Annotated in this window: 12 protein-coding genes; 7 read left to right on the top strand and 5 right to left on the bottom strand. The window is 73.6% G+C overall.

Annotation, left to right across the window (positions count from 1 at the left end; all coding sequences use genetic code 11):
- The first annotated feature begins 140 nt into the window (after positions 1 to 140).
- Entirely contained in the window at positions 141 to 2,918 is a 2,778-nt protein-coding gene (gene polA, locus ACWDNY_RS25705) for a DNA polymerase I (protein WP_451648156.1), read from the top strand.
- Positions 2,919 to 2,924: 6 nt separating this feature from the next.
- Here polA and ACWDNY_RS25710 read toward each other — a convergent pair whose 3' ends face one another.
- On the bottom strand, positions 2,925 to 3,779 hold the full coding sequence (locus ACWDNY_RS25710) for a DUF4184 family protein (protein WP_451648157.1): 855 nt from the start codon (positions 3,777 to 3,779) through the stop codon (positions 2,925 to 2,927).
- 325 nt (positions 3,780 to 4,104) lie between these two features.
- On the opposite strand from ACWDNY_RS25710, the gene ACWDNY_RS25715 reads away from it, so the two are divergent.
- Complete coding sequence (locus ACWDNY_RS25715) at positions 4,105 to 5,850, top strand: lytic transglycosylase domain-containing protein (protein ID WP_451648158.1); 1,746 nt, start codon at positions 4,105 to 4,107, stop codon at positions 5,848 to 5,850.
- An 88-nt stretch (positions 5,851 to 5,938) separates the two neighbouring features.
- Here the strand turns inward: ACWDNY_RS25715 and hrpB are convergent, their stop codons facing one another.
- Together hrpB and ACWDNY_RS25725 are read right to left on the bottom strand one after the other, a co-directional pair.
- Positions 5,939 to 8,491 carry an ATP-dependent helicase HrpB gene (gene hrpB / locus ACWDNY_RS25720; RefSeq protein ID WP_451648159.1) on the bottom strand — a complete coding sequence of 851 codons (2,553 nt, stop codon included), beginning with the start codon at positions 8,489 to 8,491 and terminating at the stop codon, positions 5,939 to 5,941.
- 64 nt (positions 8,492 to 8,555) lie between these two features.
- Entirely contained in the window at positions 8,556 to 9,416 is an 861-nt protein-coding gene (locus ACWDNY_RS25725) for a class I SAM-dependent methyltransferase (RefSeq protein ID WP_451648160.1), read from the bottom strand.
- Between the two features lie 342 nt (positions 9,417 to 9,758).
- Between ACWDNY_RS25725 and rpsA the strand changes: the two genes are divergently transcribed.
- From rpsA to ACWDNY_RS25745, 4 genes are all read left to right on the top strand, one after another.
- Positions 9,759 to 11,249 carry a 30S ribosomal protein S1 gene (gene rpsA / locus ACWDNY_RS25730; protein ID WP_451648161.1) on the top strand — a complete coding sequence of 497 codons (1,491 nt, stop codon included), beginning with the start codon at positions 9,759 to 9,761 and terminating at the stop codon, positions 11,247 to 11,249.
- Positions 11,250 to 11,450: 201 nt separating this feature from the next.
- Entirely contained in the window at positions 11,451 to 12,389 is a 939-nt protein-coding gene (locus ACWDNY_RS25735) for a PAC2 family protein (protein WP_451648162.1), read from the top strand.
- A 43-nt stretch (positions 12,390 to 12,432) separates the two neighbouring features.
- A complete protein-coding gene (gene coaE / locus ACWDNY_RS25740; RefSeq protein ID WP_451648163.1) occupies positions 12,433 to 13,053 on the top strand; it encodes a dephospho-CoA kinase in 621 nt (206 codons plus the stop codon).
- Between the two features lie 50 nt (positions 13,054 to 13,103).
- Positions 13,104 to 13,484: a tetratricopeptide repeat protein gene (locus tag ACWDNY_RS25745; protein WP_451648164.1), complete on the top strand. Its 381-nt coding sequence runs from the start codon at positions 13,104 to 13,106 to the stop codon at positions 13,482 to 13,484.
- Between the two features lie 179 nt (positions 13,485 to 13,663).
- Here the strand turns inward: ACWDNY_RS25745 and ACWDNY_RS25750 are convergent, their stop codons facing one another.
- Positions 13,664 to 13,930 carry a DUF6343 family protein gene (locus ACWDNY_RS25750; protein WP_451648165.1) on the bottom strand — a complete coding sequence of 89 codons (267 nt, stop codon included), beginning with the start codon at positions 13,928 to 13,930 and terminating at the stop codon, positions 13,664 to 13,666.
- 233 nt (positions 13,931 to 14,163) lie between these two features.
- On the opposite strand from ACWDNY_RS25750, the gene ACWDNY_RS25755 reads away from it, so the two are divergent.
- Entirely contained in the window at positions 14,164 to 14,658 is a 495-nt protein-coding gene (locus tag ACWDNY_RS25755; protein ID WP_451648166.1) for a DoxX family protein, read from the top strand.
- On the opposite strand, the gene ACWDNY_RS25760 is transcribed toward ACWDNY_RS25755, so the two are convergent.
- A complete protein-coding gene (locus ACWDNY_RS25760) occupies positions 14,655 to 15,230 on the bottom strand; it encodes an RNA-binding S4 domain-containing protein (protein ID WP_451648167.1) in 576 nt (191 codons plus the stop codon). The genes ACWDNY_RS25755 and ACWDNY_RS25760 overlap by 4 nt on opposite strands.
- Positions 15,231 to 15,283 lie beyond the last annotated feature (53 nt).

Consider the following 15,283-nt stretch of genomic DNA (forward strand, 5'->3'; position numbering starts at 1 on the left):
GGTCCACGGTCAGCCGCGGGCTGTCGGTGCGCTGCACGGGCGGCCGGTGGCTCTCCGGGCCTCCCCGGAGCTGATGCCCGCGGCCGGCGGGATGTCCTCCGGACGGGGCCTGTGTCAGTGCGGCGTGGCAGGATCGGGGCGTGGCAGAAACAGCATCGAAGACGACCGACAAGAACCCCGGCGAGCGCCCCCGCCTGATGCTCATGGACGGGCACTCGCTGGCCTACCGCGCGTTCTTCGCGCTGCCCGCGGAGAACTTCACGACCGCGACGGGTCAGCCGACGAACGCGATCTACGGCTTCGCGTCGATGCTGGCCAACACGCTGCGTGACGAGGCACCCACGCACTTCGCGGTGGCCTTCGACGTCTCCCGCAAGACGTGGCGCTCGGAGGAGTTCACCGAGTACAAGGCGAACCGCTCCAAGACCCCCGACGAGTTCAGGGGCCAGGTCGAGCTGATCGGGGAGCTGCTGGACGCGATGCAGGCGCCGCGCTTCGCCGTGGAGGGCTTCGAGGCGGACGACGTCATCGCCACCCTCGCCACCCAGGCCGAGGCCGCGGGCTTCGAGGTGCTGATCGTCACCGGTGACCGCGACTCCTTCCAGCTGGTCTCCGAGCACACCACGGTGCTGTACCCGACGAAGGGCGTCTCCGAGCTGACCCGGTTCACCCCCGAGAAGGTCGTCGAGAAGTACGGGCTGACGCCGGCGCAGTACCCGGACTTCGCGGCGCTGCGCGGCGACCCGTCCGACAACCTCCCGGGCATCCCCGGCGTCGGCGAGAAGACGGCCGCGAAGTGGATCAATCAGTTCGGCTCCTTCGCCGACCTGGTCGAGCGCGTCGACGAGGTCAAGGGCAAGGCCGGGCAGAACCTGCGCGACCACCTGGAGGCCGTGAAGCTCAACCGCCGGCTCACCGAGCTGGAGCGGAACGTCGAGCTGCCCAGGGCGGTCGCCGACCTCGCACGCCTGCCGTACGACCGCAAGGCCGTGGCGATGGTGCTGGACACCCTGGAGATCCGTAACCCGTCGCTGCGCGAGCGGCTCTTCGCCGTCGACCCCGGCACGGAGGAGGCCGAGACGACCCCGGTCGTGGCCGACGGCGTCGAGCTGGACGGCACGGTGCTCGGCACGGGTGAGCTGGCGCCGTGGCTCGCCGAACACGCCACACGGACCCTCGGCGTCGCCACGGTCGACACCTGGGCGCTCGGCGTGGGCTCGGTGGCCGAGGTGGCGCTCGCCGCGCCGCCGAAGACGCAGCCCGAAGAAGCCGCGCGGGAAGAAGGCACCGACGGCCCGCGCGCGGGCGCCGCCGCCTGGTTCGACCCGTCCCAGCTCGACGAGGCGGACGAGACCGCGTTCGCCGCGTGGCTGGCCGACGCCGGCCGCCCCAAGGTGTTCCACAACGCCAAGGGCGCGATGCGGGTCTTCGCCGAGCACGGCTGGCGCATCGAGGGCGTGGCCATGGACACCGCGCTGGCCGCCTACCTGGTCAAGCCTGGCCGCCGCTCCTTCGACCTGGACGCGCTGTCCCTGGAGTACCTGCACCGCGAGCTGGCGCCCGCCGCCGCGGCCGACGGCCAGCTCGCCTTCGGAGCGGACGACGGCGCCGAGGCCGAGGCCCTGATGATCCAGGCCCGCGCCGTCCTCGACCTGGCCGAGGTCTTCGGGCAACGGCTGGAGGAGGTGGGCGCCGCCGACCTGCTGCGTGACGTGGAGCTGCCCACCTCGGCCCTGCTGGCGCGCATGGAGCGCAACGGCATCGCCGCGGACCGGGCCCACCTGGAGTCCATGGAGCAGCTGTTCGCCGGCGCGGTGCAGCAGGCCGTGAAGGAGGCCCACGCGGCCGCCGGGCACGAGTTCAACCTCGGCTCGCCCAAGCAGCTGCAGGAGGTCCTCTTCGGCGAACTGGCCCTGCCGAAGACGAAGAAGACCAAGACCGGCTACACCACCGACGCCGACGCCCTGGCGTGGCTGGCGGCCCAGACCGACAACGAGCTGCCGGTCATCATGCTCCGCCACCGCGAGCAGGCCAAGCTGCGCGTCACCGTCGAGGGCCTGATCAAGACCATCGCGGCCGACGGCCGGATCCACACCACCTTCAACCAGACGGTCGCCGCCACCGGCCGTCTGTCGTCGACGGACCCCAACCTGCAGAACATCCCCGTCCGCACCGACGAGGGCCGGGCGATCCGCCGCGGCTTCGTGGTCGGTGAGGGCTACGAGTCGCTCATGACGGCCGACTACAGCCAGATCGAGCTGCGCGTGATGGCCCACCTCTCCGAGGACGCCGGCCTGATCGAGGCGTTCACCTCCGGCGAGGACCTGCACACGACAGCCGCCTCGCAGGTGTTCGCCGTCGACCGTTCGGCGGTGGACGCGGAGATGCGCCGCAAGATCAAGGCGATGTCGTACGGCCTGGCGTACGGGCTGTCCGCCTTCGGGCTCTCCCAGCAGCTCAACATCGAGGCGGCGGAGGCCCGCTTCCTCATGGACCGGTACTTCGAGCGTTTCGGCGGAGTGCGGGACTACCTGCGCCGGGTCGTCGACGAGGCGCGGGCGACCGGCTACACCGAGACCCTCTTCGGGCGCCGGCGCTACCTGCCCGACCTGAACAGCGACAACCGCCAGCGCCGCGAGACGGCCGAGCGGATGGCCCTCAACGCGCCGATCCAGGGCACAGCCGCGGACATCGTCAAGATCGCCATGCTGAACGTGGACCGGGCCCTGCGCGAGGCGGACCTGAGGTCCCGCATCCTCCTGCAGGTCCACGACGAAATCGTCCTGGAGATCGCACCGGGGGAGCGGGCGGCGGTGGAGGAGATCGTCCGCCGCGAGATGTCCGGAGCGGTCCGCCTGCGGGCCCCGCTGGACGTGTCGGTCGGCGTCGGGACCGACTGGGAGTCCGCGGCCCACTGAGAGCCGTCACCGTCCGGCCGGGCGCCCCGCCCCCGCCGCGGCCCGGCCGGGCCCCTCCGGGAGCCGGGCCGGGCGGCTGAGCCTGACGCCGACCGCGTACACCAGCACCCCCAGCACCAGCCCCGCCCCCGCCCCGAAGCACAGCGTGGGCACCAGTTCCCACGGCCTGGCCGCCGGCCCGCGCAGCGCCCACCACCCCGCGGCCCGCCGCACCGCCCCCACCAGCGCGCAGCCCCCGATGACGGCACCGGCCCAGCACCGGTCGCGCACCGACAGCACCGGAACTCCGGCCGGCTCGCCCGCGGGCGCCCGCCGCAGCGCGTGCGCCAGGAACACGGCGGTCACGGCCGCCGCCACGACCGAACCGCCGTACTGCAGGTACCAGTACAGCGGTGCCCCGGCCAGCTCCCGGGCCAGGACCGGGAACAGCCGCATGCCCCACCGGTCCAGGTGGGTGAACGCGTCCCAGATCACGTGCGTCAGCGCGCCCAGGGCGGCGGAGAGGTACCACCACACGGCCACGGCGGAGCTGACGCGGGTCCGGGCGGTCCCGCACCGCGACAGTGCGGCCGTGCGCCCCTGACGGGACCGCGGCAGCAGGGCCACCAGCGGCTCGCGCACCAGCAGCCACAGCCCCACCAGGGCCCAGGCGATGAGCACGTCGACGGTCAGCGCACCGGGGAAGGAGTGCGTGACGGTGCCGAACTCCATGGCCCCGGACCGGACACTCGCCGCGTAGTAGGTCACGTCGGGTGAGAAGGAACCCGCCACGAGCACCGCCGGAACCAGCCGGCCCCGGCCGCTGCCGTCACCGCGTACCCCGGGCAGCACGGCCGCCGCATGACTCAGTGTGAACGGCAACGAGGCTCCCTCGGCAACGTGTTGGTCCGGCCGTCGGCCCGGACGATCACTCGGAGCCCAGTATGCGGGAGGCGCGCCGTGTGACGCCGTATGCAAGGGCTGATGGCCAACCGGTGAAACCGGACACGAACGGGTCCCCCCGGCAGGGAAGTTGTCGTAGGGTCACCTGGGCTGCTCTGCCGGCGGCGGCGGCCGGACGCACCGGCGGGAACACACCAGGCGAAACGCTCCACCAGGGCAACCAGCACCACGGCTCAACCGTCACAACAGGGCGAACAGAGACACAGAGACGGACGCTCGGACGTCCACAGGAGGGGTTCACTCTATGGCGGCGCATTTCGGCAGCAGGCTGCGCAAGGGCGCGGCGACGACGGCCGTGGCCGCAGCGGCGGTCGCGGCCCTCTCCGCCTCCCAGGCACCGGGGGTGACGACCGACGACCACGGCAGACGGACGGCCGCCGACGCCACGCCGTCTCCCGAGGTGTCCGCGGACCGCGCCGCGACCGGCAACTCGCCGTACTACACGGACCTGCCGCCGCTCAACAGCCCGAACCCGGCGCCCACCGTCGGCACCCCCGTCTCCCGCGGCCCGTCCGAGGCGGGCATCCCCGCGACCGTGCTGGACGCGTACAAGAAGGCAGAGGCGGAACTGCGGACCTCCAAGCCGGGCTGCAACCTGCCCTGGCAGTTGCTCGCCGCGATCGGCAAGGTCGAGTCGGGCCAGGCCCGCGGCGGCCGCGTCGCCGCGGACGGCACCACGCTGACGCCGATCCTCGGCCCCGTCCTCAACGGCGTCGGCTTCGCCCACATCAAGGACACCGACGGCGGTGCCTACGACGGCGACAGCGCCTACGACCGCGCGGTCGGCCCCATGCAGTTCATACCCTCCACGTGGGCGTGGGCCGGCCGCGACGGCAACGGCGACGGCAGGAAGAACCCCAACAACGTCTACGACGCCGCGCTGGCCGCCGGCCACTACCTGTGCCGCAACGGCTGGGACCTGTCCACCCGCGCCGACCTCGAGCAGGCGGTCCTCAGCTACAACATGTCGCAGGACTACCTGAACCTCGTCCTCAGGTGGCTGGACTACTACCGCGAGGGCACCCACTCGATCCCGGACGGCACCGGCACGCTGCCCGCCGACCGCAGCGACAGCACCGCCGGAGCGAGCCCCGGCCCGTCGCCGTCGGCGTCCACGCCGGACCCCGGGCCCGGCAGGCCGGACAAGCCGAGCACGCCCCCCACGCCCACGAAGCCGGGCGGCGGCACGACGCACCCGGCGCCGACCTCACCGTCCACCCCCACCCCGCCGCCCGCTCCCGGCACGCCGACGCCGACGCCGACCCCCACCGACACGGTCGCCCGCCTGAAGGACGCGGGCACCGGCAAGCTGACCGCCATGGCGGGCGACACGTTCGCCCAGAGGATCAGCACCCGCGCCGAGACGGCGGCGGGCACCGCGGTCGCCAGGGTCCGCATCCGGTTCACCGTCCTGGGCGACACCGACGCCGCCTTCACCGGCGGGGAGAAGACCGCCACGGTCCTCACCGACTCCACGGGCATCGCCCTCGCACCGGCGCTCCGGGCGGGCGACAGCACGGGCGACTTCACCGTCCGCGCCCTCGTCGTGGGCCGCACGCTCACGGGTCTCGAATACCGGGCCACCGTCACCCCGAGGGCCGCCGACACGCTCACCCGCACCGGCGACACCCCGCTGACCTGCGCACCGGGCGGGGAGTTCGCCGAGCAGGTCGGGGTCAGGGCCACCTACAAGGGCGCCGTCGCCGACGGGGTCGCGGCCACCGCCACCCTGGTCAAGTCGGCCGACGACACCGCCGAGAACGACAAGGGCCCCTACTTCAAGGACGCCGACGGCAAGCCCGTGCGCACCCTGGAGGACCTGCGGACGAACGCCGAGGGCCTGCTGACGCTGCCGAAGCTGTACGCGGACGACACCACCGGCACGTTCCTGCTCCGCGTCACGACCACCGGCGGCGCGGTCCTGACCGTGGAACTGAAGGTCGCGGCGGCCGAGGCCCCGGCCGAGCAGCCGCCCGGCGACCCGGCCTGAGGGCTGTCCCGCCACCCCCGGTCGCGGGCCGTTCGCCTCTGCCGCCGCACGGAGGCAGGGGCACCCGCCCGTGTCCCGGGGCCCGGCGTCAGCGCCGGAGCCGGGCGTTGGTGTGCCGCGTCGGCTCCGCGGTGGCCGGATCCTCGGGCCACGGATGCCGGGGATACCGCCCGCGCAGCTCCGCCCGCACGCTCCGGTAGCCGTCGCGCCAGAAGGAGGCGAGGTCGGCGGTCACGGCGGCGGGTCGCCCGGCGGGGGAGAGCAGGTGCACCAGGACCGGCACCCCGGCGAGGACGGGCGACCGCTGCAGGCCGAACATCTCCTGCAGCTTCACCGCGAGGACGGGCTGCTCGGGACGGGCGTAGTCGACACGGACGCGGGACCCGCTGGGCACGGTGATCCGCTCCGGTGCGAGCTCGTCCAGCCGGGCGGCGTCGCCGGACGCCCAGGGCAGCAGCCGGGCCAGGGCCTGTCCGGCGTCGATCCGCGCCAGGTCCGCCCGCCGCCGTGCCCGGCCCAGCTCGGGCTCCAGCCATTCGTCCACGCGCGCGTGCAGCCCGTCGTCGCAGACGTCGGGCCACGGCTCGCCGAGGTGCAGTCGCAGGAACGCGAGCCGCTGCCGCAGCACCTTCGCCTCCGGCGTCCACCGCAGCAGCCCGAACCCCTCCTGGCGCAGACCGTCGAGCAGGGCGTCGCGGACGAGAGCGGGGTCGGGGGCGGTCAGGGGCCGCACGGCCGCCTCGATCGCCCCGAGCCGCTCCACCCGCCGCGCGGCGACGTCGCCGCCGCTCCAGCGCACCTCGTCGCGCTCCTCCCGCAGCGCCCCGGCCGCGAGCCGCACGACGTCCTCGTCGACGACGGCGCCGAGCCGCACCCGCGCGTGCCCCCTGCCGATCGGCCGGTCCGCGACGGCGACGGCGATCCAGGGCGCCCCCCGCAGCGGGGAACCCTCCGGCAACTCGGCACGGGTCCCGGAGACCATGAGATAGGAGCCACCGTCGAGCCGGGCCACCCGCTCCGGAAAGGCCAGCGCGGCGACCAGCCCGGCCACCCGGTCCTCTCCCGCCCCCGCGGCCGGGCGCGGCCCCCCGTCGCCCGCCGTCACCGGAAGGAAGCCGCCCCCGGGCGCGCCGGAGGAATCCCCGGCCACGCCCCGCAGCCGCCGTACCTCCGTCAGCCACCGCTTGGCATAGACGTCGCCCCCGCGCCGGGCGCGCCGCAACGCGGCGGCGAGATCGTCGCCGTACTCCCGCGGCGCCTCCTCGGCGAGCAGCGCGACGGCCTCGGCGGCGCGCTCGCCCCCGACCAGCGGGGCCGCGTCCAGCAGGGCCCGGCCCAGCCGCGGATGCACGCCCAGCCGGGCCAGCCGCACGCCCCTGTCCGTGGCGCGCCCGCGGGCGTCCACCGCCCCCACGGCTGTCAGCACCGACCGCGCCGCCGCCATCGCCCCGGCCGGCGGCGCATCGAGCAGGGCCAGCCCGGCGGCGTCGGGGTCGCCCCAGCACGCCGCCTGCAGGGCGAACGCCGTCAGGTCGGCCACCTTGATCTCCGGCGCCGGGAACCGCGGCAGCCGCGCGTCCTCCGCCTCCGGCCAGCACCGGTAGACGACGCCCGGCCCCTCACGCCCGGCCCGCCCCGCCCGCTGCCGCCCCGACGCCCGAGACGCCCGTACCGTCGTCAGGGCGCTCAGCCCCCGGGCGTGGTCCACGCGCGGCTCCCGCGCCAGTCCGCAGTCGACGACGACGCGCACCCCGGGAACCGTCAGCGAGGACTCGGCCACGGCCGTGGCCAGCACCACCCGGCGCCGCTCACCGGGCGCCAGCACGGCGTCCTGCACGGCCGCCGGCGCCCGCCCGTGCACCTGCAGCACCTCCACGTCGCCGAGGTCCCCGAGCTGCCCGGCGACCCGGGAGATCTCCCCGACGCCCGGCAGGAAGCACAGCACGTCCCCCGGCCGCTCGGTCAGCGCCCGCCGCACGACCGACGCCACGTGCGCCAGCAGCGCCGGGTCGACGCGGGTCCCGTGCGACGGCCGCACGGGACGCACCGGCGGGGCCCACACCACCTCCACCGGGTACGACGCGCCCTCCGCCGCGACCACCGGGGCCCCGCCCAGCAGCCGCGCCCAGCCCTCCGCGTCGGTCGTCGCCGACGCCGCCACGAGCCGCAGGTCCGGCCGCAGCGCCTGCCGCACGTCCCACAGGAAGGCCGCCGCCGTGTCCGCGTCCAGGTGCCGCTCGTGGCACTCGTCGAGCACCACCACGTCGACCCCGGCCAGTTCCTGGTCCCGCTGCAGCCGCTGCAGCAGCACTCCGGTGGTGACGACCTCCACGCGCGTGCGGCGCCCCACGACCCGCTCCCCGCGCACCGTGTAGCCGACGCTGTCGCCGGTCCTCTCGCCCAGCAGCCACGCCATGCGCCGGGCCGCCGCGCGCGCCGCGATCCGCCGCGGCTCGGCCACGACCACCCGCCGTGCCGGGGCGCCGCCCAACGCACCGGCCAGGGCGAGCGGCACCAGCGTCGTCTTGCCGGTGCCCGGCGGCGCCACGAGCACGGCGGTGCCGTGCCCGTCCAGAGCGTCGTCCAGGGCGGGCAGCGCGGCGCGCACGGGCAGGGCGTCCAGGGCGTCGTAACGGATCACGTCCCCAGTGTCGTACGCGCGCCGGGAACCCCTCACCGCGCCGCGGGCTCCGCACCCCCGCCGGTCAGTCCCGCTCGCACACGAAGATCGCGGTGCCGGGGATCAGGCGGCCGCGCAGGGGCGACCAGCCGCCCCACGCCGAGGTGTTCCGCGCCGGCCACTCAGGCTCGACGAGGTCCACCAGGCGGAACCCCGACGCGACGACGTCCCGCACCCGGTCGCCGAGCGTCCGGTGGTGCTCCACGTACACCGCCCGGCCCTCCCCGTCCTGCTCCACGTACGGCGTGCGGTCGAAGTAGGAGGAGACGACCGACAGCCCCTCCGGCCCCGGCTCGTCGGGAAACGCCCAGCGGACCGGATGGGTCACGGAGTGGACGAACCGCCCGCCCGGCCGCAGCACCCTGCGCACCTCCCGCAGCACCAGTCGCGGGTCGGCGACGAACGGCAGCGCCCCGTAGGCGGAGCACGCCAGGTCGAAGGAGCCGTCCGCGAAGGGCAGCGCGCAGGCGTCGGCACACACCAGCGGGAACGATCCGCCGATGCGCAGCGCGTGCTGGAGCTGGCGGTAGGACAGGTCCAGGGCCACCGGCCGCGCGCCCTGCCCGGCCAGCCAGCGCGAGCACTGGGCCGCGCCGGCACCGATCTCCAGGACGTCCCGGCCCTTCAGCTCCCGCGGCGGGCCGAGCAGCTCGGCCTCCGCCTCGTCCAGCCCCTCGGGGCCCCACACGAAGCGGTCGTCGCCGAGGAAGGTGCCGTGCTCGTTCTGGTACTCGTCCGCGTTCCGGTCCCACCAGCCCCGGTTGGCACGGGCGCTCTCCGTGGCCCCGGCCTCGCGCCGGGTGGCCTCGGGCTCGAACGGTTCGGGCTCTTGGATGATCGGCTCCCTCGTCGTACTCTTCCGTCCAACCGGTCCCCGGTGGGTCACTGCGGAAGGCTGTCGTGCGCCCCGACGTGGCCTCGGGAGACGGGTTTTGTGCCGGGAATGCGGCGATCCGCCCCGCGTGGGCGGCTTCGTACGTTGACCCTGCCCGGCTGCCCCCGTATGCTACAAGTTGCGCTGCGAGCCTGCGCACCTCAGACGTAGCAGGCTGCGCTCGCATCTGTTGTATGTCCCCTCGGTTGTCGAGGCGTCGGCCAGGTGGTGTCCCGAAAGGGGCACGGCACCGGATCGGCGCTTCCTAGGCTGTCCGGCTTCTGCAGAGCGAAACGGGCTCCCGGCGTAAGCAGTACCTACGACTTCAATGTCCGTACCGGAGCCCTTTCCCACATGACGAGCAGCACCGAGACCACCGCCACCACCCCGCAGGTAGCGGTCAACGACATCGGTAACGAGGAAGCCTTCCTCGCAGCGATCGACGAGACGATCAAGTACTTCAACGACGGCGACATCGTCGACGGCGTCATCGTGAAGGTCGACCGGGACGAGGTCCTGCTCGACATCGGTTACAAGACCGAAGGTGTCATCCCGAGCCGCGAGCTCTCGATCAAGCACGACGTCGACCCGAACGAGGTCGTCGCCGTCGGCGACGAGATCGAGGCCCTGGTCCTCCAGAAGGAGGACAAGGAAGGCCGCCTGATCCTCTCGAAGAAGCGCGCCCAGTACGAGCGTGCCTGGGGCACCATCGAGAAGATCAAGGAAGAGGACGGCATCGTCACCGGTACCGTCATCGAGGTCGTCAAGGGTGGTCTCATCCTCGACATCGGCCTGCGCGGCTTCCTCCCCGCCTCCCTGGTCGAGATGCGCCGTGTCCGCGACCTCCAGCCGTACGTCGGCAAGGAGCTCGAGGCCAAGATCATCGAGCTGGACAAGAACCGCAACAACGTGGTCCTGTCCCGCCGTGCCTGGCTGGAGCAGACCCAGTCCGAGGTCCGCCAGACGTTCCTCACGACCCTCCAGAAGGGTCAGGTCCGCTCCGGCGTGGTCTCCTCGATCGTCAACTTCGGTGCCTTCGTGGACCTGGGTGGCGTCGACGGTCTGGTCCACGTCTCCGAGCTGTCCTGGAAGCACATCGACCACCCGTCCGAGGTCGTCGAGGTGGGCCAGGAGGTCACCGTCGAGGTCCTCGACGTGGACATGGACCGCGAGCGCGTCTCCCTGTCGCTGAAGGCGACCCAGGAAGACCCGTGGCAGCAGTTCGCCCGCACCCACCAGATCGGCCAGGTCGTGCCCGGCAAGGTCACGAAGCTGGTTCCGTTCGGTGCGTTCGTCCGCGTCGACGAGGGCATCGAGGGTCTGGTCCACATCTCCGAGCTGGCCGAGCGCCACGTGGAGATCCCGGAGCAGGTCGTCCAGGTCAACGACGAGATCTTCGTCAAGGTCATCGACATCGACCTCGAGCGCCGTCGCATCAGCCTCTCGCTGAAGCAGGCCAACGAGGCCTTCGGTGCCGACCCGTCCGCGGTCGAGTTCGACCCGACCCTGTACGGCATGGCCGCGTCCTACGACGACCAGGGCAACTACATCTACCCCGAGGGCTTCGACCCCGAGACCAACGACTGGCTCGAGGGCTACGAGAAGCAGCGCGAGGAGTGGGAGCGCCAGTACGCCGAGGCGCAGTCCCGCTTCGAGCAGCACCAGCAGCAGGTCATCAAGTCCCGCGAGGCGGACGCCCAGGCCGCTGCCGAGGGCGGCGAGGCCGCTGCTCCGGCCGCGTCCGGTGGCTCGTACTCCTCGGAGGGCGGCGACAACTCCGGCGCCCTCGCCTCGGACGAGGCGCTGGCTGCCCTGCGCGAGAAGCTGGCCGGCGGCCAGAGCTGAACTCCCCTGAAGGAGTAGCTCCGACCCGTTAGGCACCAGCCGACGACTCGGCCCGCATCCCGGAAACGGGATGCGGGCCGCCGTCGTGCTGTGCCGGGGAGCGGCCGGTGGACCGGGTGGAGGCTGTGCGGGACCACGGGCCGGGAATGCCCGCGACCTGCACCTCGTTGTGCACTGAGAACACGAGGAGGAGCGGTCACAGTGCTTGATCCGCAGGGTTTGTACGCATGGGAACCGAAGGGCCTGGCCGTCGTCGACATGGCGCTCGCCCAGGAGTCGGCCGGCCTTGTCATGCTCTACCACTTCGACGGATACATCGACGCGGGTGAGACCGGCGACCAGATCGTCGACGGACTCCTCGACTCGCTGCCGAACCAGGTCGTCGCCCGGTTCGACCACGACCGGCTCGTCGACTACCGCGCCCGCCGTCCCCTGCTGACCTTCCAGGGGGACCGCTGGACCGACTACGAGGAGCCCGCCATCGAGGTGCGGGTCGTGCAGGACGGCACCGGCGCGCCCTTCCTGCTGCTGTCCGGCCCCGAGCCCGACGTGGAGTGGGAGCGTTTCGCGGCCGCCGTGCAGCAGATCGTCAGGCGGCTCGGCGTACGCCTGTCGGTCAACTTCCACGGCATCCCCATGGGCGTCCCGCACACCCGCCCGGTGGGCCTCACCCCGCACGGCAACCGCACCGACCTGGTCCCGGCCCGCACCAGCCCCTTCGAGGAGGCGCAGGTGCCCGGCAGCGCCGCAGCGCTGCTGGAGTACCGCCTGATCCAGGCCGGACACGACGTACTGGGCGTCGCCGCGCACGTCCCGCACTACATCGCCCGTTCCCCGTACCCGGACGCGGCGCTGACCGTCCTGGAGGCCGTCACCGCGGCCACCGGCCTGGTCCTGCCGGGCCTCGCCCACGCCCTGCGAACCGACGCCCACCGGACGCAGACGGAGATCGACCGGCAGATCCGCGAGGGCGACGAGGAACTGACCGCTCTGGTCGAGGGCCTCGAGCACCAGTACGACGCGGCCGCGGGCGCCGAGACCCGGGGCAACATGCTCGCCGAACCCGTCGACATCCCGTCGGCGGACGAGATCGGCCGGGAGTTCGAACGTTTCCTGGCGGAGCGGGAAGGCGACAACTGACGCCCCCGGACACGGCCCCCGGGCAGGCCCTAAGCTTCCGCTCATGCTGAAGGTGGGCCTGACCGGGGGCATCGGAGCCGGTAAGAGCGAGGTGTCGCGGCTGCTCGTCGCGTGCGGGGCCGTGCTGATCGACGCCGACCGCATCGCGCGCGAGGTCGTCGCCCCGGGCACTCCCGGCCTCGCCGCTGTCGTGGAGGCCTTCGGTGAGGAGGTGCTCACCGCGGACGGCGGCCTCGACCGGCCCCGGCTGGGCTCCGTCGTCTTCGCGGACCCGGCGAAGCTGGCCGTCCTCAACTCGATCGTGCACCCCCTGGTGGGGGCGCGCTCCCGTGAGCTCGAAGCGGCCGCCGCCGAGGACGCCGTCGTGGTCCACGACGTTCCCCTCCTCGCGGAGAACGGACTGGCGCCGCTGTACGACCTGGTCGTCGTGGTCGACGCCGCCCCCGGCACCCAGCTCGACCGGCTGGTGCGGCTGCGCGGCATGACCGAGGCGGACGCACGCGCGCGCATGGCCGCCCAGGCGACACGCGAGAAGCGGCTGGAGATCGCGGACATCGTCATCGACAACGACGTGCCACTGGAGCGGCTGGAACAGCGGGTGCGGGAGGTATGGGCCGAATTGGTCCGCAGGGCCCGCGGGTCCCGCCCGGCGTCCGCGGAATAGCGGGGTCCTTCCGGGGCGTTGAACCCCGCCAGTGAGGGAAGGACTTCGCCGTGCCCGAGACCAGCGGATCCACCGGACGTACCCCGGAGACGCACGTCATCGACTTCCGTGCCGCGGAGCAGCTGCTCGCCGCGCGGGACCCGCGCGGCGCGGTGAAGCTGCTCGACGGCGTCATCGCCGCGCACCCGGAGAACACCGCCGCCCGCCTGCTGCGCGCGCGTGCCTTCTTCGCGGCCGCGCAGCTGCGGCCCGCCGAGCTGGAGTTCACCGTCGTCCTGGAGCGTGAGCCGGACAACGCCTTCGCGCACTTCGCGCTCGGCCGCACCTACGAGCGGCAGGGGCGCTCCGACCAGGCCAGACGCCACTTCCGGCTGGCGGCCGCGCTCGACCCGAACCCGGAATACCTGCAGCGGGCGCGGTTCGACTCCTGACCACTCGCCGCCATCCGTCGGAGGAGACCGGCGGCATCTCGCAGCCGGGGTGTGCGAGGCATCGCGCGTGCGGCTGCAAGGCGGAGGAGGGCGTCGACGCGGAGCGTCGGCAACCGACGACGACGCCGCGGACGGGCGTGCCGGACCCCGCTTCTCCGGCATGATCCGCCGGGCAGCCCCTAACGGGGCGGTGGCCGGGGCGGCTGGTAGGGAGGGACGTCGGGCCCCGGCTGGTAGTGCGCGCCCTGCCGCATGTGCCGGACGACCACCGCCATGTCGACCGCGACGACGACGGCCAGCACCGCGAAGGCGGCGGCCCACCCGGGCTGTCCCAGCAGCGCGAAGAACACCGCTCCGAAGATGGCCCAGGGCATTCCCCACACGCACAGCCAGAACCGCGCCCGCAGCGGACTGCGCGCGGTTCTCGGCTCACTGCCCGTACGCATCGCCGGTCACCTCTCCTTTCGCAACGTACTCCCTGCTGGGACGGGCCGCCACGAGGAGCGGGTCCGGGACCGGGCGGTGCCGGCGCGGCCCGGCGGACCGGAGACTTCACGGCCTGGGGGAGGGGAGGCTCGTACGGCGTCTGGGGGAGGGGGCGCGTACAGCGATGAGTTTCGTGGCAGGCGCCGGTCTACCCCCGTGACAGCGACATTGACCGCCAGCACGAGGAGACCCCGTGTTCCGTACATCCGCCGCCGCTTCTGCCGCCCCCGCCGTCGTTTCCGACCGGTCCGGTACCGCCGTCCACGGGACGGGGAGCGTCCGTCGCCGCTGGGCCCGCGTCACGCTGCGCGGGGTGCAGGTGCTGCTCGCCCTCTTCTACGCCTTCGCCAGCGCGCTGCCCAAGCTGATCGCGCATCCGACGGCCGCCGAGGCCTTCGACCGGCTCGGCTGGGGGAGCGCGGGGATGTACACCATCGGGGCCCTGGAACTGGCCGGAGCGGTGGCGCTGCTCGTGCCGGTGCTGCAGTCGGTGGCCGCGACGGCGCTGAGCGCGCTCATGGTGGGCGCGTTCGTCGTCCAGCTCACCGCCTTCGACGGGCAGAACGCGGCCACCCCGCTGATCCTCGTCGTGCCGCTGCTGCTCATCGCCTGGGCGCGGCGGCGGCACAACGCGGAGCTGCTGGGTCTGCTGCGGTCGGCCAGGGGACGGGGCCGGCCGGCGGCCTAACGGGCCCCGGGCCGGCCGGCCGGACCGCTCGGACCGTCCAGCCCGCCCATGCCCCGCAGGCGTTCCAGTTCGCGGCGGTCGCGCTTGGTGGGACGACCCGCACCGCGGTCGCGGAGGGCGACGGGGGCGACCGCCTCACGCGGCGGGGGCGGCGGAGAGTTGTCGATGTAGCACTGGACGGCCACGGGAGCGCCGACCCGCTTGCGGATCAGCCGCTTGACGACGACGACGCGCTCCCGCCCCTCGTGCCGCAGACGCACCTCGTCGCCGACGCGTACCGAGTAGGCGGGCTTGACCCGCTCGCCGTTCACGCGGACATGGCCGCCCCGGCAGGCGGCGGCACCCGTGGAGCGGGTCTTGACCAGGCGCACCGACCAGATCCAGCTGTCGATGCGCACGCTCCCGCCGTCGCCCGGTCCGGCCGCCTCGGCGGCGGCCACGGCGGCGGCGATCTTGGGATCCACGGGCGGCGCACCGGCAGCCGTGTCCGGCGCCGTCGTCTGCCCCGTCGCGGGACCGCTCTCCTCGGCGGAGCGGTGTTCGTCCCTGTCCTGGTCACCCTCGCAAGCCATGTCCTCGACCTTAGCCGCAAGACGTCGCGGGGCCGGACTGTTTTCCTCGCCCC

It is taken from the genome of Streptomyces sp. NPDC003697 (assembly GCF_053587115.1).